General features: G+C 61.3%; 22 protein-coding genes. 13 read left to right on the top strand and 9 right to left on the bottom strand.

The features are described 5' to 3' along the window. Nucleotides 1–5: 5 nt before the first annotated feature. Nucleotides 6–362 (bottom strand): DNA-directed RNA polymerase subunit omega, encoded by a 357-nt coding sequence (gene rpoZ, locus CLV74_RS13615; protein ID WP_106265708.1) that lies wholly within the window; start codon nt 360–362, stop codon nt 6–8. 37 nt (nt 363–399) lie between these two features. Continuing rightward, nucleotides 400–1,002: a 2-amino-4-hydroxy-6-hydroxymethyldihydropteridine diphosphokinase gene (folK, locus tag CLV74_RS13610; protein ID WP_106265705.1), complete on the bottom strand. Its 603-nt coding sequence runs from the start codon at nt 1,000–1,002 to the stop codon at nt 400–402. A 125-nt stretch (nt 1,003–1,127) separates the two neighbouring features. Between folK and CLV74_RS13605 the strand changes: the two genes are divergently transcribed. The 6 genes from CLV74_RS13605 to CLV74_RS13580 all read left to right on the top strand — a co-directional run bounded on the left by CLV74_RS13605 (nt 1,128) and on the right by CLV74_RS13580 (nt 4,786). After that, nucleotides 1,128–1,682 carry a LabA-like NYN domain-containing protein gene (locus CLV74_RS13605; RefSeq protein WP_106265702.1) on the top strand — a complete coding sequence of 185 codons (555 nt, stop codon included), beginning with the start codon at nt 1,128–1,130 and terminating at the stop codon, nt 1,680–1,682. Nucleotides 1,683–1,686: 4 nt separating this feature from the next. After that, nucleotides 1,687–2,127, top strand: coding sequence for a YqaA family protein (locus CLV74_RS13600; protein ID WP_245888549.1), 441 nt, complete (start codon nt 1,687–1,689; stop codon nt 2,125–2,127). A gap of 61 nt (nt 2,128–2,188) precedes the next feature. Beyond that, a complete protein-coding gene (gene ispH, locus CLV74_RS13595; RefSeq protein WP_106265696.1) occupies nt 2,189–3,139 on the top strand; it encodes a 4-hydroxy-3-methylbut-2-enyl diphosphate reductase in 951 nt (316 codons plus the stop codon). A 105-nt stretch (nt 3,140–3,244) separates the two neighbouring features. Next, the gene (locus CLV74_RS13590; protein WP_245888548.1) at nt 3,245–3,715 is read left to right on the top strand and encodes a DUF3429 domain-containing protein; all 471 of its coding nucleotides are present in this window, start codon (nt 3,245–3,247) and stop codon (nt 3,713–3,715) included. Further along, a complete protein-coding gene (rnhA, locus tag CLV74_RS13585) occupies nt 3,708–4,166 on the top strand; it encodes a ribonuclease HI (RefSeq protein ID WP_106265694.1) in 459 nt (152 codons plus the stop codon). The genes CLV74_RS13590 and rnhA overlap by 8 nt, the downstream gene beginning before the upstream one ends. Continuing rightward, entirely contained in the window at nt 4,163–4,786 is a 624-nt protein-coding gene (locus CLV74_RS13580; RefSeq protein ID WP_106265692.1) for a trimeric intracellular cation channel family protein, read from the top strand. The genes rnhA and CLV74_RS13580 overlap by 4 nt, the downstream gene beginning before the upstream one ends. 62 nt (nt 4,787–4,848) lie before the next feature. On the opposite strand, the gene CLV74_RS13575 is transcribed toward CLV74_RS13580, so the two are convergent. Genes CLV74_RS13575 through def (CLV74_RS13560) form a run of 4 tightly spaced genes read right to left on the bottom strand, consistent with a single transcriptional unit; the run spans nt 4,849 to nt 7,006 of the window. After that, nucleotides 4,849–5,085: a hypothetical protein gene (locus tag CLV74_RS13575; RefSeq protein WP_106265690.1), complete on the bottom strand. Its 237-nt coding sequence runs from the start codon at nt 5,083–5,085 to the stop codon at nt 4,849–4,851. Between the two features lie 3 nt (nt 5,086–5,088). Beyond that, nucleotides 5,089–6,003, bottom strand: a complete 915-nt coding sequence (gene fmt / locus CLV74_RS13570; RefSeq protein WP_106265688.1) for a methionyl-tRNA formyltransferase — start codon at nt 6,001–6,003, stop codon at nt 5,089–5,091. Beyond that, complete coding sequence (def, locus tag CLV74_RS13565) at nt 6,000–6,467, bottom strand: peptide deformylase (RefSeq protein ID WP_106265686.1); 468 nt, start codon at nt 6,465–6,467, stop codon at nt 6,000–6,002. Before def (CLV74_RS13565) ends, fmt begins: the two co-directional genes overlap by 4 nt. A gap of 20 nt (nt 6,468–6,487) precedes the next feature. Then, nucleotides 6,488–7,006, bottom strand: a complete 519-nt coding sequence (gene def, locus CLV74_RS13560; RefSeq protein ID WP_106265684.1) for a peptide deformylase — start codon at nt 7,004–7,006, stop codon at nt 6,488–6,490. A 100-nt stretch (nt 7,007–7,106) separates the two neighbouring features. On the opposite strand from def (CLV74_RS13560), the gene CLV74_RS13555 reads away from it, so the two are divergent. Next, the gene (locus tag CLV74_RS13555; RefSeq protein ID WP_106265682.1) at nt 7,107–8,279 is read left to right on the top strand and encodes a MalY/PatB family protein; all 1,173 of its coding nucleotides are present in this window, start codon (nt 7,107–7,109) and stop codon (nt 8,277–8,279) included. Nucleotides 8,280–8,431: 152 nt separating this feature from the next. Here the strand turns inward: CLV74_RS13555 and CLV74_RS13550 are convergent, their stop codons facing one another. Both CLV74_RS13550 and CLV74_RS13545 read right to left on the bottom strand, forming a co-directional pair. Further along, nucleotides 8,432–8,785: a hypothetical protein gene (locus CLV74_RS13550; RefSeq protein WP_106265679.1), complete on the bottom strand. Its 354-nt coding sequence runs from the start codon at nt 8,783–8,785 to the stop codon at nt 8,432–8,434. 129 nt (nt 8,786–8,914) lie between these two features. Further along, nucleotides 8,915–9,760, bottom strand: coding sequence for an SDR family oxidoreductase (locus tag CLV74_RS13545; protein ID WP_106265677.1), 846 nt, complete (start codon nt 9,758–9,760; stop codon nt 8,915–8,917). Nucleotides 9,761–9,871: 111 nt separating this feature from the next. On the opposite strand from CLV74_RS13545, the gene CLV74_RS13540 reads away from it, so the two are divergent. From CLV74_RS13540 to CLV74_RS13515, 6 genes are all read left to right on the top strand, one after another. Continuing rightward, nucleotides 9,872–10,255 (top strand): winged helix-turn-helix transcriptional regulator, encoded by a 384-nt coding sequence (locus CLV74_RS13540; RefSeq protein ID WP_106265674.1) that lies wholly within the window; start codon nt 9,872–9,874, stop codon nt 10,253–10,255. A gap of 107 nt (nt 10,256–10,362) precedes the next feature. Then, nucleotides 10,363–11,337, top strand: coding sequence for a glutathione S-transferase family protein (locus CLV74_RS13535; protein ID WP_106265672.1), 975 nt, complete (start codon nt 10,363–10,365; stop codon nt 11,335–11,337). Between the two features lie 69 nt (nt 11,338–11,406). Next, entirely contained in the window at nt 11,407–12,363 is a 957-nt protein-coding gene (locus CLV74_RS13530; RefSeq protein WP_106265670.1) for a threonine-phosphate decarboxylase, read from the top strand. Then, nucleotides 12,360–13,262 (top strand): adenosylcobinamide-phosphate synthase CbiB, encoded by a 903-nt coding sequence (gene cbiB, locus CLV74_RS13525; protein WP_106265667.1) that lies wholly within the window; start codon nt 12,360–12,362, stop codon nt 13,260–13,262. The genes CLV74_RS13530 and cbiB overlap by 4 nt, the downstream gene beginning before the upstream one ends. A gap of 63 nt (nt 13,263–13,325) precedes the next feature. After that, nucleotides 13,326–14,510: a lytic murein transglycosylase gene (locus tag CLV74_RS13520; RefSeq protein ID WP_106265664.1), complete on the top strand. Its 1,185-nt coding sequence runs from the start codon at nt 13,326–13,328 to the stop codon at nt 14,508–14,510. After that, nucleotides 14,477–14,962, top strand: a complete 486-nt coding sequence (locus CLV74_RS13515) for a GNAT family N-acetyltransferase (RefSeq protein ID WP_211299052.1) — start codon at nt 14,477–14,479, stop codon at nt 14,960–14,962. The genes CLV74_RS13520 and CLV74_RS13515 overlap by 34 nt, the downstream gene beginning before the upstream one ends. On the opposite strand, the gene smc is transcribed toward CLV74_RS13515, so the two are convergent. Next, the gene (gene smc / locus CLV74_RS13510; protein WP_106265856.1) at nt 14,959–18,411 is read right to left on the bottom strand and encodes a chromosome segregation protein SMC; all 3,453 of its coding nucleotides are present in this window, start codon (nt 18,409–18,411) and stop codon (nt 14,959–14,961) included. The genes CLV74_RS13515 and smc overlap by 4 nt on opposite strands. Between the last annotated feature and the right edge of the window lie 103 nt (nt 18,412–18,514).

The raw sequence follows: 18,514 nt of genomic DNA, 5'->3' as shown, positions 1-18,514 counted from the left end.
GCGGATTACTTCTGACCCTGTGCTTCCATCAGTGCGCGCAGCAGCTTTTCTTCGGACATATCGTCGTCCGCGGGCTTGTCTGCCTGTTCAGCACCCATCAGCAGAGCCATCGAATCATCTTCGGGCTCATCAACCTCAATCTGGGTCTGGTTGTTCTCGATCATCCGCTCGCGCAGAGCATCGGCCGACTGGGTCTCATCCGCGATTTCACGCAGAGCAACAACGGGGTTTTTGTCGTTGTCACGGTCCACAGTCAGCGCTGCACCGGCCGAGATTTCGCGCGCACGGTGAGCAGCAAGCATCACCAGGTCAAAACGGTTCGGGACCTTGTCTACGCAGTCTTCAACAGTAACGCGGGCCATGGGATCTCCGGTTTATGCAGGTATAGAAGGCGCTTCTTTATACACCTTGGGAAAAATTGACAACCCGTGTTTCGGGGATCGGCACCACGCTTTCACGATCTTTTGCAGGCAAACTTTCACAAAGTTCGCGGGCAGAGCGTCCCAGAACCGGATGAACCCAGTCCGGAGCCACATCGCACAGCGGGACCAGAACAAACGCGCGATCCTGCATCCGTGGATGCGGAAGAATCAGTTGTTCGGGAGCCTCAGCCATTTGTCTTTCAAGTGAAAGGGAATACCAGTCATCCCAGATTTCACGATTTGGAGCGATTTCGTCCCCCACGGAAAGCAGATCAAGGTCTAAACTGCGGGGTGCCCATCGTCCTTCGCGGGTACGCCCGAACTCTCCCTCTACCACATGTAAGGCGTCCAGTAATTCAACCTCAGGCTTATCGCTAACCATTTCGACCACAGAATTGACATAATCATTTCCATTTCCCGCCGGAAATGCCGGATTGGTATAGAAGCGCGAAACAGTCTGTACGGAAACCCCAAGCGCTCCAAGGCGATCTAAGGCCTTGCGTTGTATCTGAACAAGACTAATAATGTTAGCTGAACTATTGCCCCCCATGGCGATGAGGACTTGCCTATACTTTTTCATGTTTTCTCTTAGTCGAATTGCTCAGACGGCTGCGGTTGCAAGTTTTTTAAAGGCATCTAGATTTACACCTAAAGGCGGAACCACCACTCACATTAAACCGCCGTTTAATAAGAAGGAATTGATTAATGTTCTACAAGGACGAGCGTTTAGCTCTGTTCATTGATGGATCGAACCTGTACGCGGCGGCCAAATCGCTTGGGTTTGACATCGACTACAAGCTGCTAAGACAAGAATTCATGCGCCGCGGCAAACTGCTGCGCGCCTTCTACTACACTGCCCTGCTGGAGAACGATGAATATTCGCCCATCCGTCCGCTGGTAGACTGGCTGCACTACAACGGCTTCACTATGGTGACCAAGCCCGCGAAGGAATATGTGGACAGCCAGGGTCGCCGCAAGGTCAAGGGCAACATGGACATCGAGCTGACCGTCAACGCGATGGAGCTTGCCCCCCATGTGGATCACATCGTGCTGTTCTCGGGCGATGGCGACTTCCGCCCACTGGTGGAAAGCCTGCAGCGTCAGGGTGTACGCGTTTCGGTGGTCTCGACCATCCGCAGCCAGCCGCCAATGATCGCGGATGAACTGCGCCGTCAGGCGGATAACTTCATCGACCTTAATGACCTGAAAGAAGTCATCGGTCGTCCGCCCCGCGACGTGCCTGAGCAAGGCGACGAATGATCCCTTGGAGGATTTGATCGCACTGGCCTCTCTGGCGGCAATAGCCTTCGGAGCGGCCACCATCCTGCCGCTGCAATCGGAATTCCTGTTCATCGGCTTGATAGTAGGGGGCGACACTTCGTTGCCCCTTTTGCTTTTGGTGGCCAGCGTCTTCAACACCCTTGGATCTTGCGTGAACTACTGGCTGGGTTGGTATCTGGACCGGTTCGAGGGCAAGAAATGGTTCCCCGCCTCGCCCCGCCAGATGGAGCGGGCGCGAAACTGGTACAACAAATGGGGCGTTTGGGCGCTGCTTTTGTCATGGGCACCGCTAGGGGACGCGATGACCGTTATTGCGGGCGTGATGCGCACGAACTTCTGGCTGTTCACCCTTCTGGTCGGCATCTCTAAAACCGGCCGCTACATTGTTGTGATGTGGTTGACCGTGGCCACGGGCTACGCCTGAGATTGCGAACTGCGCCTTCATGCACTAGGTCAAGGGCAAGACGCTATAGCAGGACCGACCCATGACCCAGCCCGATCTGACCATCTATCTGGCCGCCCCTCGCGGGTTTTGCGCTGGCGTAGACCGCGCCATCAAGATCGTGGAAATGGCGATCGAGAAATGGGGCGCACCGGTCTATGTCCGCCATGAGATCGTGCACAACAAATTCGTCGTTGACAGCCTGCGTGATAAAGGCGCCGTCTTTGTCGAAGAACTGGACGAATGCCCCGACGACCGGCCTGTGATCTTCTCGGCACACGGCGTTCCGAAATCCGTACCCGCCGCCGCCACCAAGCGCGAGATGGTCTTTGTTGACGCCACCTGCCCGCTGGTCAGCAAGGTCCATATCGAGGCCGAGCGCCACTATGACAACGGCCTGCAAATGATCATGATCGGTCACGCGGGCCACCCCGAGACCCTTGGCACCATGGGTCAGTTGCCCGAGGGCGAGGTTCTGCTGGTGGAAACCGTTGCAGACGTGGCCAAGGTCGATGTGCGCGATCCCTCCAAGCTGGCCTTCGTCACCCAAACGACTCTGTCGGTCGATGACACCATCGACATTGTGGCCGCCCTGCGCGAACGCTTCCCCGCCATCGTCGGCCCCCACAAAGAAGACATCTGCTACGCCACCACCAACCGCCAAGAGGCGGTCAAAGCCGTCGCCCCCGATTGCGATGCGCTGCTTGTGGTAGGTGCGCCGAATTCGTCGAACTCCAAGCGTCTGGTGGAAGTCGCGGCCAAGAACGGCTGCAACTATGCGCAGCTGGTCCAACGCGCGACCGAAATCGACTGGCGCGCTTTGGACGGGATCCGCACCCTTGGCATCACCGCTGGCGCCTCGGCCCCCGAAGTGCTGGTGAATGAGGTCATCGACGCCTTCCGCGACCGCTACAACGTCACCGTGCAGCTGATCGAGACCGCGCAAGAGAACATCGAGTTCAAAGTCCCCCGCGTTTTGCGCATTCCCGCTTAACGATTCCTGAAAAGAACATGATCCATCTCAAAGCGTAACCCGTAGGACACGCTAGGGAGTGAGCTAATTTCAAAGGCCACATCGGCCCAAAATATTGGAGCTCACATGGATCACAATATGGATCACAAAATGCCTCTCCCCGCGCTTATCTTGGGCTTCGGGGGGCTTATCCCGTTCATCTGGGGGACAGCGTGCCTTTACAATCCCGAACTCAACGCCCTCAGCGTCGAGATGTTCGGCCCGCGCATGTCCTCGCCCTTTATCCAGCTGAGCTACGGCACGATCATCATCTGCTTTATCTCGGGGATTTTGTGGGGTTTCTCCGCCACCGTCGAGGACGCAACCCTGCGCACCTACGGCCTGATCCTGTCCAGCATTCCCGCGATCTGGGTATTTTTCATGGTCGGCGGCGGGCCTGTGCAATCGGCCATCAATCTGATCGTCGGATTTATTGCGGTACTGGCGCTCGACTTTTATTACAACTATCTGGGTCTCAATCCGAAATGGTGGATCCGCCTGCGCGTGATCCTGACCGTGTTTGTTGTCATCTTCCTGGGGATCATCGCCTTTGCCTGACCTTTACGCCTACACCGACGGAGCCTGCAGCGGAAACCCCGGACCCGGAGGGTGGGGCGCGCTGCTGCAAGCCAAGGCCGGTGAAGAGGTCGTAAAGGAAAAGGAACTAAAAGGTGGCGAGGCCGACACCACCAACAACCGGATGGAACTGCTGGCGGCGATCAACGCTTTGGAAGCGCTAGAGCGTCCCAGCACCATCACCGTGGTCACCGATAGCGCCTATGTAAAAGGCGGCATCACCCAGTGGCTTTATGGTTGGAAAAAGAACGGCTGGAAGACCAGCACCAAAAAGCCGGTCAAGAACGAAGACCTGTGGCGGCGCCTCGATGAGGCCCGCCAACGCCATGAGGTCACGTGGGAATGGGTCAAGGGTCACGCCGGCCACCCCGAAAACGAACGCGCCGATGAACTGGCCCGTGCAGGTATGGCCCCCTTCAAGGGCAAGTCATGACCGCGACAGACGCCCTTGATCTGGCGTCGGTCTTTGTATTCGCAACATCGGGCGCTTTGGTCGCCAGCCGCCAGCAGCTGGACCCTGTGGGCTTTGCCTTTGTGGCCTGCCTCACTGCGGTGGGCGGCGGCACGGTCCGCGATGTGCTGCTGGACCGCAACCCTGTCTTCTGGATCGCAGAGCCGATCAACATCGCCGCCGCCCTTCTGGCTGCAGCCCTCGCCTTTCTGATCGCCCCGCAATTGGAAAGCCGGATCAAGGTCATCCGCTGGCTGGACGCCGTGGCCCTGTCAGTGGCCGTGGTCGCAGGCGTTTCGGCCGCGATCGAGATGGGCGCAAGCCCGATGATCATCACTATCATGGGCATTGTAACTGGCACCGCAGGGGGCCTCATGCGCGATGTGGTCTGCAACGACGTGCCGCTGGTCCTGCGCCATGGCGAGCTTTACGTGACCGCAGCCTTCGCAGGGTCCCTGACCTCAGCGATAGTGGCGCAGGTCTTTCCCGACCCGATGGTCTACCTGCTGGCAGGCGCACTGGCCTGTTTCATCTTGCGCGCAGGTAGCCTGCTGTTCGGTTGGGCCCTGCCCAACTACCGGCATAACCCCCCGCAAAGCTGACACGATTTTCGACGAAAATCGTGCACCGGAAAAATCCTTCGGCGAAGGGTTTTCGCCCCCGATCAGCGACGCCAATGGGTGGGAACGATGATCAGTGCCCCGATGGATGAGACGATCGCGTTCACCCCCGGACTGCCAAAGCCGATCCCGAACATGATACGCAGGAAGTAGAACAGAAATGCCCCGCCCACGCAGATGATGATGGACGGGATATAGCCGTTGCGCGTGAACCCCGTCTTTTCGGCCACGTAGCCCACGATCCCAGCGATCACCACGGTGCCAATCAAAACAGGAAACATCGCTTACTCCGACCCAAGAACCTCACCGGTTTCAACAGGCCAGCCGCGCAGGAAAGTGTCAATGTCCTGTGCGCCCTTACCGGCGCGCTGTGCACGGGTGATGCGCACTGCGCCAGTTCCACAGGCGACGACAAGGCCGCCCTCCAGAACCGTTCCCGCAGCCCCCTGCCCGTCCACAACTTCAGCCCCCAGCAGCTTGATCCGCTGGTCTTTATGGGTGGTCCAAGCACCGGGAAAGGTCGCGAGGCCCCGGATCTGGCGGCTGATCTCTACCGCAGGTTTCGACCAGTCAATCGCTGCCTCGGCCTTGTCGATCTTGTGGGCGTAGGTCACGCCTTCCTCGGGCTGAACCTCAGGGGTCAGATCGTCCAACGTGGCCAGCGCGTCCACGATGCACTCCGCCCCCATAACCGACAGGCGGTCATGCAACTGGTCGGTGGTCTCGGTCTCGCCAATCGGGGTTTCGCGGCGCATCAGGACGGGGCCCGTGTCCAGACCGGCCTCCATCTGCATGATGCACACACCCGTGGCAGCATCGCCCGACATGATCGCCCGATGGATCGGCGCGGCCCCCCGCCAGCGCGGCAGGAGCGAGGCGTGAATGTTCAAACAGCCCTTCGCGGGTGCATCCAGCACCGCTTGCGGCAGGATAAGCCCATAGGCCACGACCACTGCGACATCCGCACCCAAAGCGGCGAACGCGGCCTGCTCTTCCGCGCCCTTTAAGCTGACCGGATGGCGCACGGGCAAGCCCAGCGCCTCGGCCCGCGCATGAACCGGCGTCGGGCGATCCTTTTTGCCGCGCCCCGCAGGACGGGGCGGCTGGCAGTAGACGCAAACAACCTCATGTCCCGCCTCGACCAGCGCATCCAGCACCGGAACCGAGAAATCGGGCGTTCCCATAAAGACGACCTTCACTGGAACTTCCTTGATTTGCGGACCAGCATGTCCCGTTTCACCTTGGACAGATGATCGGTGTAGAGCTTGCCGTTCAGATGGTCGATCTGGTGCTGAACGCTGGTTGCCCAGAGGCCGACAAAGTCCCGCTCAACCATCTCACCATTTTCATCCATAAACCGAACCGTCACCGCACGGGGCCGTTCGATCTTGGCCGAAACGCCGGGCAAATGGGGGCTGGCCTCTTCGTGTTCGCGCAGTTTGACCGAGGCGTGCAGGATCTCGGGGTTCGCCATGCGCACCGCCTGACCACGCTCGTCGCTGGCATCCACAACGGCCAGACGCAGCAACACACCGATCTGGTTCGCGCCCAGCCCCACACCGGGCATTGCCTCCATCGTGTCGATCATGTCCTGCCAGATCGCACGGATTTCATCGGTGATCTCTTCCACCGGCGCCGCCACAGTCCGCAGGCGCTTGTCCATATATGGCAGAGTCTTCCGTCTCACGCGCGCGCCCGATCTTTTTTCAGCTTCACCATCTTGCGGGTGATCAACTGCCGCTTCATCGGCCCCAGATAATCGATGAACAGCTTGCCGTTCAGGTGGTCGATCTCATGCTGGACGCAGGTCGCCCAAAGGCCGCCAAAGTCCTGCTCTTGCACGTTGCCATCCAGATCCAGCCAGCGCACGCGCACATCTTTGGGGCGGGTCACCTCAGCGTACTGTTCGGGGATCGACAGGCAGCCTTCCTCATAGACATTGGTGTCATCGGATCCGCCGATCACCTCAGGGTTCACCATGACCATGGGACGAGGCGCCTCACCCTCTTCCTTGACGCAGTCCATCACAATGATCCGGTCCAGCACGCCGATCTGCGGCGCCGCCAGCCCGATACCGGGGGCGTCATACATGGTTTCCAGCATATCGTCGGCCAGCTTGCGCAGGTCGTCCGAGATGTCCGGAACAGCGGTGCATACCTTTTTCAGGCGCGGGTCGGGGTGGATCAGAATGGGGCGTATCATAAATTTTCATCTAGGCGATGCAGGACAAACGCGCAACGCCCCTTGCGCCTGTAAAACACCGCGATAGCCTGCCGGAACGATCATAAAAGGACGCACCCCCATGAATTTTGACGAAATCATCGACCGCGTGGGCACCCATTCCTCGAAATGGGACCAGATGGAGCCCCTCTACGGCGTCTCCCCCAAGGACGGGATTTCCATGTGGGTGGCCGATATGGACTTTCGACCGCCCGCTTGCGTGCAACAAGCGCTAGAGCATATGACCGCCCACGGGGTCTACGGCTATTTCGGCGGCGATCAGGATTACAAAGGCGCGATCCAATGGTGGATGGAAAACCGCCACGGCTGGAAAGTGGACGCCAAAGCGATCACCACTACCCATGGTCTGGTAAACGGCACCGGCCTGTGTGTCGATGCTTTCACCAACCCCGGTGAGGGCGTGGTCCTTTTCACCCCCGTCTACCACGCCTTCGCCCGCACCATCCGCGCCGCAGGCCGCGAGGTGGTCGAATGCCCGCTAGTGATCGAGGACGGCATCTACAAAATGGACTTCGCCGCTTATGACGCCCAGATGACCGGCAACGAAAAGATGGTCATCCTCTGCTCGCCCCACAATCCGGGCGGCCGCGTCTGGACCTTGGATGAACTTAAAGGCGTGGCCGAATTCGCCAAGCGCCACGACCTGATCCTTGTCTCCGATGAGATCCACCACGATTTGGTCATGCCGGGCAACAAACACCACGTCATGGCCGTAGCAGAGCCGGACATTCTGGACCGGCTGGTGATGATGACCGCCACCACCAAGACCTTCAATATCGCTGGCAGCCACACAGGCAATGTCATCATTCCCGATGACGCCCTGCGCGCCAAATTCACCACCCGCCTTGCGGCTCTCGGCATCTCCGGCAACTCCTTCGGTCTGGAAATGACCACCGCTGCCTACAGCCCCGAAGGGGCGCAATGGGTGGACGCACTCACCGAATACCTCGACGGCAACCGCCGCCTGCTGGACACTGCTCTGAACAGCATCCCCGGCGTCACCTCCATGCCGATGCAGTCCACCTATCTGGCGTGGGTCGATTTCTCCGGCACCGGCATGAGCGACAAGGAATACAAAAAGCGCATCGAACAAGACGCCCGCATCGCCGCCAACCATGGCGAGACCTTCGGCAAGGGCGGAGAGACCTTCATGCGTTTCAACTTCGCCACCCCCCGCGCCCGCGTCGCCGAAGCGGCCGAGCGCCTGAAGGCCGCCTTCAGCGACCTGCAATAAAACCCCAAAAGACAGCGCCCCGATCCGGCGCTGTCAAAACAACTTCTTTATTGCTCAAATACTCACAGCAAAAAGCCCTGCCGCCGATCTCCGCGCGCAGGGCTTCTTCTTGATCCAAATACTCATGCAGACCGCGCCACAGGCGCCCCGCCTCACCGCCCGTCAGGCAACAGGGCAATCGGCGCGTCGGGGTCTCGGGCAAAGTCCAGAGGCGCTCGATCGGCGGCCATGGTGTTGCGCTTGAAGTCATAGCAGATCTCGCCCGCCACCTCTTCCGAGGCCACAATCAGCGCCTGCCCCAGATGACGACCGGCATCATAAAGATCCACCAAGCCACGCAATTTGGGCGCATCCTCTGCCGCCACGGAAAAGCCGTTCTGCCAGACGCGCAGCATCTTATAGCTATCCCCATCCGCCTCGACCCGCATCTTGCTGCGGCGGCGTTGGTTGGCGATGACAGCGGCGCGAAGACCTTCTTCGACATCCTTCGGCAGAAACGTAGACATGATACCCTCCATTCACGACCCCAGCATGCCCGAAGATTGGTTTTCGTCAAGTTACCAAAAGGAAACAACTTTTTCTGCATGCGCATCGTAACCTTGTTGCAACGCGCATGCCAAAGTCGGGGTTCCCGACTATTTCAGCGATTCAGCAATCACTGCCGTATAGGGGGTGGTTGCCCGTCCGATCAGGGTCGCCAACTGCGATCCGCTATCAAATAGCGCCCCTTCCGAGGCCCCCACATCAAAGCTGGCCAGCGCAGCGGCGAAGCCTTCGGGGACACCGGCCCCCGCATAAGCTGCTGCCAGATCAGCCTCGGGCAGGTTCACATAAGCGATCTCTTTACCCGCCTGTTTCGAAAGCTCTGCTGCGAATTCGGCAAGAGAATAGCTATCATCTCCGGACAGCTCATAGGTCTTGCCCTCATGCCCGTCCGAGGTCAGCACCGCCACCGCTGCATCTGCAAAATCTGCCCGCGCCGCGGACGAGATTCGCCCCTCGCCAGCCGCACCGATCAGCGCGCCATGCTCCAAAGCAGGGGCAATCCCCATGGCATAGTTCTCGGTGTACCAGCCATTGCGCAGAATCACGTAAGGAATGCCGCTGGCTTTCAACGCCTCTTCGGTCGCCAGATGTTCGGGCGCCAGCGACAGGGGGCTTGTGTCCGCGTGCAGCAGACTGGTGTAGACGATCTGGCCCACGCCAGCCTTTTTCGCCGCCGCAATCACCGCCTTGTGCTGCGCCTCGCGCTGGCCAATCTCGCTGCCGGAAATCAGCAGCAGCTTCTCCACGCCCACCAGCTCATCGGCCAGAGTCTCGGGCTTGTTGTAGTCAAAGGGGCGCAGGGTGACGTCCAGATCGGCAGACTTTGCCGGATCGCGGACCAGCGCCGCAATATGGCCCGCAGGCACTTTGGCCTTCAGCCGTTCAATCACCAGACGGCCCAACTGGCCATTCGCACCGGTTACTGCAATCGTCATTGTCTTGGTCCTTCTCGGTCTCAAATCAGATAGCGCTTACTTAAAATTAGCACTTGCAAAAAAGAAGTACGCACATAAATGTTAGTGCAAGAATTCTGGCAGGAGACACCCATGTCCCTCTCTGACAAGATCCACCAAGGCGCCCTGCGTGGCAATGTCTTGGCCCGTGAATGCCCCAGCCGCGAAGTGCTGCAACATGTCACCAGCCGCTGGGGCGTACTGGTGCTGATCGCCCTGCAAAAAGGCACCCTGCGCTTTGCCGAATTGCGCCGTCTGGTGGGCGGGGTCAGCGACCGGATGCTGGCGCAAACCCTTCAATTGCTTGAAAAAGACGGCTTTGTCCTGCGCACGGACCACCATGAGGTTCCGCCCCGCGTGGACTACAGCCTGACCCCCGCTGGTCTTGAGGTGGCCGAGCGGGTCCGCGTGCTAGTGGACTGGATCGAAGACAACATCTCCGACATCCTGCAAAATCGCCCAGACCAAGCAGCCTGACACAGTCATCTGTGCGAAAATGCAGGGGGCCCGTGCTGCCACACCAGTGGGAACGAATCCCGCAGCGCTCTAGTTTGCCCGATATCTGAGCAAACGAGGATCAAGGCATGGGACTGCTGGTTGACGGAAAATGGCAGGACAAATGGTATGACACCGGCAAAAGCGGTGGCAAATTCCAGCGCGATGAGGCGAAGTTTCGCAATTGGGTCACCGCTGACGGCGCGGCTGGCCCCTCGGGCAAGGGCGGGTTCAAGGCCGAAAGCGGCCGCTACCATCTTTATGTGTCTTACGCCTGCCCTTGGGCGCACCGCGCCCTGATCTTCCGTGCGATCAAGGGGCTGACGGATCACATCAGCATCTCGGTCGTCCATCCCGACATGTTGGGCGAAGGCTGGACCTTCGAGACCGATTTTGACGGTGCCACAGGCGATACCTTGTTCGGTCTTCCTTACATGCGTGAGGTCTACCTAAAGGACACCCCCGACATGACCGGCCGCGTCACGGTGCCCGTGCTGTGGGACAAGGAAACCGGCCAGATCGTCTCGAACGAAAGCTCTGAGATTATCCGCATGTTCAACAGCGCCTTCGACGGGATCACTGGAAACACAGATGAATACTGGCCCGCCGAACTGCGCGACCAGATCGAGGACATCAACGCCCGCGTCTATGACACCGTAAACAACGGCGTCTACAAGGCAGGTTTCGCCACCACTCAGGAAGCCTATGATGAGGCCGTCGGCCCCCTCTTCGACAGTCTGGACTGGATCGAAGGCATCCTCGGCGAAAACCGCTATCTGGCGGGCGATACCCTGACCGAGGCCGACTGGCGCCTCTTCACCACGCTGGTGCGCTTTGACAAGGTCTACCACACGCACTTCAAGTGTAACCGCAAGCAGATCACCGATTACCCGCACATGTGGGCCTATGTCCGTGAGCTTTACCAGCATCCCGCTGTGGCCGAGACCGTGCATTTCGACCACATCACGCAGCACTATTACTTCAGCCATGGCATGATCAATCCGAACCGGATTGTCCCGATCGGCCCCCAGCCCGACTTTTTGATGCCGCACGGGCGCGGTTAAACGGCGCAAAAGGGGTTGCCCTGATCGCTGTGATGGGCAACCTGCGGGGCAACTCCGGAGGAAGCCCCAATGTCCATCGCAAACCCATCCCGCAAGCGCGACCACGGTGGCGGCATCGATGCCGCAGTCGCCCGTTTCGGCGGGACGCGGGATGGCTGGCTGGACCTTTCCACCGGCATCAATCCTGTGCCCTATCCGGTGGGCACCATCAGCGCGGAAGCTTGGGCCGCCCTGCCCGACCGCAACGCCCAAGACGGGTTAGAGGCCGCCGCCCGCGCCTTCTGGAACATTCCCGATGATGTGGCCGTGCTCGCGGCGCCGGGTGCCTCGTCGCTGATCGCCCGCATTCCCGCGCTGGCCCCCAAGGGCCCCGCCAAGATCGCTGGCGTCACCTACAACGAACACGCCGCCGCCTTCCGCGCGGAAGGCTGGGACGTGGCCGAGGATATCACCACCCCCGACGCCATCGTCCGCGTTCACCCCAACAATCCCGATGGCAGCTTTGCCAATGAGACAGACCTCACCGCCCCTCTCACGGTGATTGACGAAAGCTTTTGCGACGTCACCCCCGACCGCAGCCTGATCCATCTCGCACAGCGCCCCAATACGCTGGTGCTGAAATCCTTTGGCAAGTTCTGGGGTCTGGCGGGTCTGCGCATCGGCTTTGCTGTGGGGGATCAGGCCCTGATTGCGCGTCTGTCAGATATGATGGGGCCTTGGGCGGTCTCTGGCCCTGCGTTGCAGGTCGGCACACGCGCCCTGCGCGACCTTTATTGGGCGGATCAAACCCGCGCCCGCTTGACCCAAGACACCGCCCGCATGGATGCCTTGATGCAGGCCAAAGGCGCGGAATTGGTGGGCGGGACGACCCTATTCCGCCTTTACGATGTAGGCGACGCAAGGTCGTGGCAGGACCAGATGGCCAAGGCCCACGTCTGGACCCGCATCTTTCCCTATTCGGACCGCTGGATCAGACTTGGCCTGCCCGCCCCCTCCCGCTGGGACCAGTTCGAGGCCAGCCTATGAGCACGACCCTTATCCTTGCCATGCTGCTGGACGGTATCTTGGGCGAGCCTGACTGGCTGTGGAAACGCCTGCCCCATCCGGCGGTGCTGATGGGTCGCACCGTGGATTGGGCCGACCGGACCTTCAACCACGGGCGGGCGCAGCGGCAAAAGGGCGTGATCGCGCTGGTGATGCTTATCGTCTGCTGGGGCGCTATCGCCATGGGGATCGCCCAACTAGGGATCATCGCGCAGGTTATCTGCGGCGCGATCCTGCTGGCACAGCGGTCTTTGGTGGATCACGTGCGGGCGGTGGCCACAGGCCTGCGCACTTCGGTCGTGCAAGGACGCGCAAAGGTCGCGATGATCGTCGGTCGCGACACTGGGCAGATGGACGGCCCCGCCGTCAGCCGCGCCGCCATCGAATCCGCCGCCGAGAATCTGGGGGATGGCGTCATCGCCCCTGCCTTCTGGTTTCTGGTCGGCGGCCTGCCCGGCATCGTCATCTACAAAATTGTGAACACCGCCGATTCCATGATCGGCCACCGCACTCCGAGACATGAGAAATTCGGCTGGGCCGCAGCACGTCTGGACGATGTGCTGAACTGGATACCGGCCCGCCTGACCGCCATCCTGATCCTGCTGTCCCACGGCAAACCGGCCCTCTGGCGCGGGCTGCCGAAAGAGGCGCGGCAGCACCGATCCCCCAACGCAGGCTGGCCCGAAAGCGCCATGGCCCGCATCCTGAACGTGGCTCTATCCGGCCCCCGCGCCTATCATGGCAAGATGCAGGATTTCCCGTGGGTGCACCCATCTGGCATCCGCTCGCCCGGCCCCGGCGACATCGACCGCGCCTGCGATGCCCTTTGGCGCACATGGATCGGCATGATGGTGCTGGCCGTCCTTCTGCTGCTTGGCTGAGCTTGCCCCTTGCGGGCACCGTGCTAGGGTCCACCGGACATTTCCGAAGACCCGAGGACTTTCATGCGCCCCATTGCCGCCAGCCTTCTGGCCCTGACCACCGCCCTTGCTCTTGGCACCTCTGCGACCGCCCAAAGCTGCGGCGGCAGCTTTGGCAATTTCGTCGGCCAGCTGAAGGCGCAAGCGCAGGCACAGGGCTATCCCGCGACCCTCGTGGACAACTTCTTCGCAGGCACCAGCCAATCGGCAGCGGTGTTGAAGGCCGACCGCGCACAGGGCGTCTTCCAGAAGGACTTTATCGAGTTCTCGCGCATGCTGATCAGCCAGAACCGCATGGACGCAGGCGCGGCCAACTGGCGCAAATACCGCAGCACCTTTGACCGCATCCAGCAGAGCTACGGCGTCAACCCCGGCGTCCTTCTGGCCTTCTGGGCGTTCGAGACCGACTACGGCGGGTTCCAAGGCAACTTTAACACCCGCGATGCGCTGGTCACGCTGGCCCATGATTGCCGCCGCCCGCATCTGTTCCTGCCGCAGGTTTATTCCGCGCTGGAACTCTATGCCCATGGCGACTTTGACCCCCGAAACACCACCGGCGCATGGGCTGGCGAGATCGGCATGGTCCAGATGCTGCCCGGAGACATTCTAGAAAGCGGCGTTGATGGCGACGGCGACGGGCACGTCAGCCTGAAAACCTCGGCCCCTGATGCGCTGATGTCGGGGGGGCATATGCTGTCAAACCTTGGCTGGCGCCCGAACGAGCCGTGGCTGCAAGAGGTCAGCGTTCCCGCCAATCTGGACTGGAGCAAAACCGGTATCCGCACGCGCCTGTCCGCCGCCGAATGGCAGGCGATGGGCGTGCAGCCCCGCAGCGGACAAATGCTGCGCCCTGATCTGCCTGCCTCGGTCATCCTGCCGATGGGACGGAACGGTCCGGCGTTCCTCGCCTACCCCAACTTCCACGTCTATTTCGAATGGAACCAAAGCTTTACCTACGTGCTGACCGCCGCCTATTTCGCCACACGTCTGGAAGGCGCGCCGGTCTATAACGCAGGCAATCCCGAAGCGGGCCTGTCGGGCCCCCAAATCAAGCAACTGCAACAAAAGCTACAACAGCGCGGCTACGACGTGGGCGGCGCGGACGGCATCTTGGGCGAGAAAAGCCGTGAGGCCGTGCAAGACATCCAGCGCGAACTGGGACTGCCCGCCGACGCATGGCCCACACCCGCCCTGCTGAACAGGCTGTAACCATGCAGATCCGCCCCGCAACAGTGGCGGATCTTCCCGCCCTCACCGCCCTTTATGCCCATCTGATCCCCGAAGAGGCGCCTTGCGATCTGACCATCGCCGAGGCGTCCCTGACCCAGCTGATGACATGGGCGGGCAGTGCCATTCTGGTGGCCGATGATGGCGCACGCCTTTTGGCCAGTTGCACGCTGGTCGTCATTCCGAACCTCACGCGCGGCGGCAAACCCTATGGCTTGATCGAGAATGTGGTCACCCACCCAGACGCCCGCCGCACAGGACTGGGACGGCGCATCCTGCACGCCGCTGCAGAGCAAGCATGGGCGGCAGGGTGCTACAAAGTCATGCTGCTGACAGGAGCCGATCGCCCCGACAACCACGCCTTCTACAAAGCCTCGGGGTTTGAACAATCAAAGACCGGCTTCCAGATGCGCCGCCACCCAAAGCGACCTTAGGCCACCATCGCCTCCGCCCGTTTTAGGTCTACGGACACCAACTGACTGACGCCTTGTTCAGCCATCGTCACGCCGAACAGACGGTCCATCCGCGCCATCGTCACCGCATGGTGGGTGATGATCAGGAAGCGGGTGTCGGTGCGGCGGGTCATCTCGTCCAGCAGGTCGCAGAAACGGGTGACGTTCGCATCGTCCAAAGGCGCGTCCACCTCGTCCAGCACACAGATCGGGGCGGGGTTCGCAAGGAACACCGCGAAGATCAGCGCCAGCGCGGTCAGGGTCTGTTCCCCACCCGACAGCAGGCTTAGAACGCTCAGCTTCTTGCCGGGCGGTTGACACATAATCTCAAGGCCCGCATCCAGCGGATCATCGCTTTCCACCATGACCAGCTTGGCCTCGCCCCCGTTGAATAGGTGCGTGAACAGCAGGCTGAAGTTCTCGTTCACCTGATCGAAGGCAGCCAGCAGACGGGCGCGGCCCTCTTTGTTCAGACCGGCAATACCCGTGCGCAGAGCTTTGATCGCCTCTTCCAGATCATGCTTTTCACCGACCAGCGTGTCGTGCTCTTCGGCGACCTCTTTCATGTCCTCTTCAGCACGCAAGTTCACCGCGCCCAAGGCATCGCGCTGGCGGCGCAGACGCAGGACGTCCTCTTCGATCTCTTCCGAGGCAGGCATGTTGGCGGGGTCCGCATCCAGCTGCTCCAGCAACTGATCAGGCGAGACCTCTTGCTCTTCCTCGATCCGGTCCGCGGCGGCGGCAACAGTTTCGCGGGCCGCTTCTACGCGGGCCTCGGCGCGGGCGCGGGATTCGCGGGCCTCACCGGCCTGACGCTCCATGTCGCGCGAAGCAATGTCGGCAGCACGCAGCGCATTTTCAGCCGCCGCCAAAGCATCGCCAGCAGCGGCGCGACGGGCCTCGGCATCTTCGATACTGTGACCCAGTTCCTCGCGCTTGATCGCCAGTTCTTCGGGTGCGGCGCTGGCCTCTTCCAATTCGTATTCGGTGTCTTCCTTACGGATTGCCAATTCCTCGGCCCGCTGGGTGGCGGTCTCAAGACGGTGACGCCAGCCCGAGAGTTCCTGTTTCACCTGCTGCGAGCGTTTGGTCCGCGCCTCCCCCTCGCGCTTGATCGAATCCCACATGGACCGCTTGGTCATCATGGTCATCCGCGCCGCCTCAACCGTCATCTTCAGATCTTCGATCTCGGCGCGGGCGGCATCCAGATCGCCCAGTTCCTCGGCAGAGGCCTCGGCCTCGGACAGTTGTTCACGGGCGGCCATCGCGTCATCGGCGTGACGGCGCACAGACAAGCCTAGGGTCTCCAGTTTGCCCTCGGCCAGATTGCGCTCGGCCTCTAGACGGGACAGACGGCGGCCCGCTTCGGCAACCTGCTGGTCGGCCTGACGGCGGGCATCGCGGGCGGCGGCATCGGCGCGGGCCAGATCGGCCAGTTCCGCGTTAATCTCTTCGTGCTGATACCGCGCCTCTTCGGCACGGCCTTCCGCATCATCCAATTCGGACCGCAAACGTTCCAGCTTGTTCAACTGCTCCAGACGCAAGGCCGCCGCGCTGGGGGCATCCTCGCCCCGCGCTTGCAAACCGTCCCAGCGCCACAGATCGCCCTCGGCGGTGACCAGACGCTGACCGGGGGCCAGCACCGAATGCAAACGCGCACCCTCCGCAGCCGAGACCACACCGATCTGGCTCAGACGGCGGGTCAGCACCGCGGGGGCCTTGACCACTTCGGTCAGGGGCATGACGCCCGAAGGCAGGGCCTGAGGCACCGCGTAATCGGGCAGACGCACCCAGCCGGACGCGCCCCCATCCACCGCAGGCTGACGCAGGTCATCGGCCAATGCCGCGCCAAGTGCCTTTTCATAACCGGGGTGCACCTGAAGCTGATCCAGCAGCGGCGCACTATCGCTTTCATCGCGGGCCACCAGTTTGGTCAAAGCGCCCACCTCAGCCCGCAGGGTGCTGGCCGAACCTTCGGCCTCTGCCCGGGCCGAGCGTGCCGCCGTTTCCCGATCCTGCATCGCCGCGCGGGCGCTTTCCGCATCAGAGAGGGCAATCTCTGCCGCCTCGGACTGTGCCTGCGCGATGGCTTCTTCTTCTTCGGCCTGCGCATAGCCAGCGCGGGCTTCTTCCAGCGCGGCTTTGGCTTCGGCCACGGCCTGACGGGCGCGTTCGCCCTCGGCCTCGGCCTTTTCCAGCGTCCGGCGCGTGTCAGACAGCAGACGCTGCACCGACTGGTGACGGGCCGACAGACGCGCCACGTCTTCCTGACGCTCGCTCAGATCGGCTTCGCGTTCAGCCAAGATGTCTGCCGCCTCGCGGGCCTGATCACTGGAAAGCTCCAGCTTTTCATCATGGCCTTCGCTGGCCTTGGCCAACTCGCGCTCTTCCCATTCCAGCCGTTCGATGGTCTCGCCCGCATCGCGGTTCAGACCAGCCTCACGGTCAATATCCTTGGCCAGTTGCGTGATCCGCGCCTGCAAGGTCCGGATGCGTTCTTCGGCCTGCTTCTCCTGATCGCTCAGGGCATCGCGGGTCACAGTCAGACGCTGCAAAATCGCGCTGGCTACGGCCTCTTCCTCACGCAGAGGGGGCAACATAGCCTCGGCCTCTTCGCGGCCCGCATTCGCTTTGCGCACCTCTGCTTCGGCCTGCGACGCGGTCAGGCTGGCCTGACGCAGCGCCTCTTCGGCCCGCGCCCGCGCCTCGTCGGCCTCGCGCCAGCGACGGTACAACAGCAGCCCCTCGGCCCGCCGCAGTTCCTCGCCGATCTGGCGATAGCGCTGCGCCTGCTTGGCCTGACGCTGCAACTGCCCCAACTGGTTCGCCAGCTGGTCGATCACGTCATCCACGCGCTCAAGGTTACCCTCGGCTGCCTTCAGCTTCAATTCTGCCTCATGGCGCCGCTGATAGAGGCCGGAAATCCCCGCCGCCTCTTCCAGAATGCGCCGCCGCGCCTTGGGCTTGGCGTTGATCAGCTCTGAGATCTGCCCCTGCCGCACCAGCGCCGGTGAATGCGCGCCAGTCGAGGCATCTGCGAACAGCATCTGAATATCGCGCGCCCGCACGTCCTTGCCGTTGGCCTTATAGGCGCTGCCCACGTCGCGGGTGATCCGGCGGACAATCTCGACCCCGTCGGTCTCATTGAACCCCTGCGGCGCCAAACGATCACTGTTGTCCAGCAGCAGCGACACCTCGGCAAAGTTCTTGGCCGGACGGCTAGAGGCACCCGCGAAAATCACGTCCTCCATCCCGCCGCCGCGCATGGCAGTGGGGCGGTTTTCGCCCATCACCCAGCGCAGCGCCTCAAGAAGGTTTGACTTGCCACAGCCGTTCGGACCCACCACACCTGTGAGACCATCATTGATGATCAGATCGGTCGGATCGACAAAGCTTTTAAAGCCTTGGAGTCGCAATTTGGTAAACTTCAGGGGCATGTCGTTCCCGTTCGAGTCGGTGAGCGCCTATTTTGCAGGCTGAAAAACCACTGAGTCAACGTCAGGACCGCACGATATATTGTAAGTTGCGATATTA

The sequence above is a fragment of the Donghicola tyrosinivorans genome, from assembly GCF_003003355.1.
Lineage (GTDB): Bacteria > Pseudomonadota > Alphaproteobacteria > Rhodobacterales > Rhodobacteraceae > Donghicola > Donghicola tyrosinivorans.
This window is presented reverse-complemented; position numbering and strand designations above follow the sequence as displayed.

Bases quoted from the DNA above. Each gene is read 5' to 3' on its own strand.
- CLV74_RS13530 (WP_106265670.1), top strand. From the start codon at position 11,407: ATGTCCATCGCAAACCCATCCCGCAAGCGCGACCACGGTGGCGGCATC.
- cbiB (WP_106265667.1), top strand. From the start codon at position 12,360: ATGAGCACGACCCTTATCCTTGCCATGCTGCTGGACGGTATCTTGGGC.
- CLV74_RS13540 (WP_106265674.1), top strand. From the start codon at position 9,872: ATGTCCCTCTCTGACAAGATCCACCAAGGCGCCCTGCGTGGCAATGTC.
- CLV74_RS13515 (WP_211299052.1), top strand. From the start codon at position 14,477: ATGGCCCACACCCGCCCTGCTGAACAGGCTGTAACCATGCAGATCCGC.
- CLV74_RS13590 (WP_245888548.1), top strand. From the start codon at position 3,245: ATGGATCACAATATGGATCACAAAATGCCTCTCCCCGCGCTTATCTTG.
- def (WP_106265684.1), bottom strand. From the start codon at position 7,006: ATGATACGCCCCATTCTGATCCACCCCGACCCGCGCCTGAAAAAGGTA.
- CLV74_RS13605 (WP_106265702.1), top strand. From the start codon at position 1,128: ATGTTCTACAAGGACGAGCGTTTAGCTCTGTTCATTGATGGATCGAAC.
- CLV74_RS13580 (WP_106265692.1), top strand. From the start codon at position 4,163: ATGACCGCGACAGACGCCCTTGATCTGGCGTCGGTCTTTGTATTCGCA.
- CLV74_RS13545 (WP_106265677.1), bottom strand. From the start codon at position 9,760: ATGACGATTGCAGTAACCGGTGCGAATGGCCAGTTGGGCCGTCTGGTG.
- CLV74_RS13520 (WP_106265664.1), top strand. From the start codon at position 13,326: ATGCGCCCCATTGCCGCCAGCCTTCTGGCCCTGACCACCGCCCTTGCT.
- def (WP_106265686.1), bottom strand. From the start codon at position 6,467: ATGGACAAGCGCCTGCGGACTGTGGCGGCGCCGGTGGAAGAGATCACC.
- folK (WP_106265705.1), bottom strand. From the start codon at position 1,002: ATGAAAAAGTATAGGCAAGTCCTCATCGCCATGGGGGGCAATAGTTCA.
- CLV74_RS13575 (WP_106265690.1), bottom strand. From the start codon at position 5,085: ATGTTTCCTGTTTTGATTGGCACCGTGGTGATCGCTGGGATCGTGGGC.
- CLV74_RS13550 (WP_106265679.1), bottom strand. From the start codon at position 8,785: ATGTCTACGTTTCTGCCGAAGGATGTCGAAGAAGGTCTTCGCGCCGCT.
- CLV74_RS13555 (WP_106265682.1), top strand. From the start codon at position 7,107: ATGAATTTTGACGAAATCATCGACCGCGTGGGCACCCATTCCTCGAAA.
- rpoZ (WP_106265708.1), bottom strand. From the start codon at position 362: ATGGCCCGCGTTACTGTTGAAGACTGCGTAGACAAGGTCCCGAACCGT.
- CLV74_RS13535 (WP_106265672.1), top strand. From the start codon at position 10,363: ATGGGACTGCTGGTTGACGGAAAATGGCAGGACAAATGGTATGACACC.
- ispH (WP_106265696.1), top strand. From the start codon at position 2,189: ATGACCCAGCCCGATCTGACCATCTATCTGGCCGCCCCTCGCGGGTTT.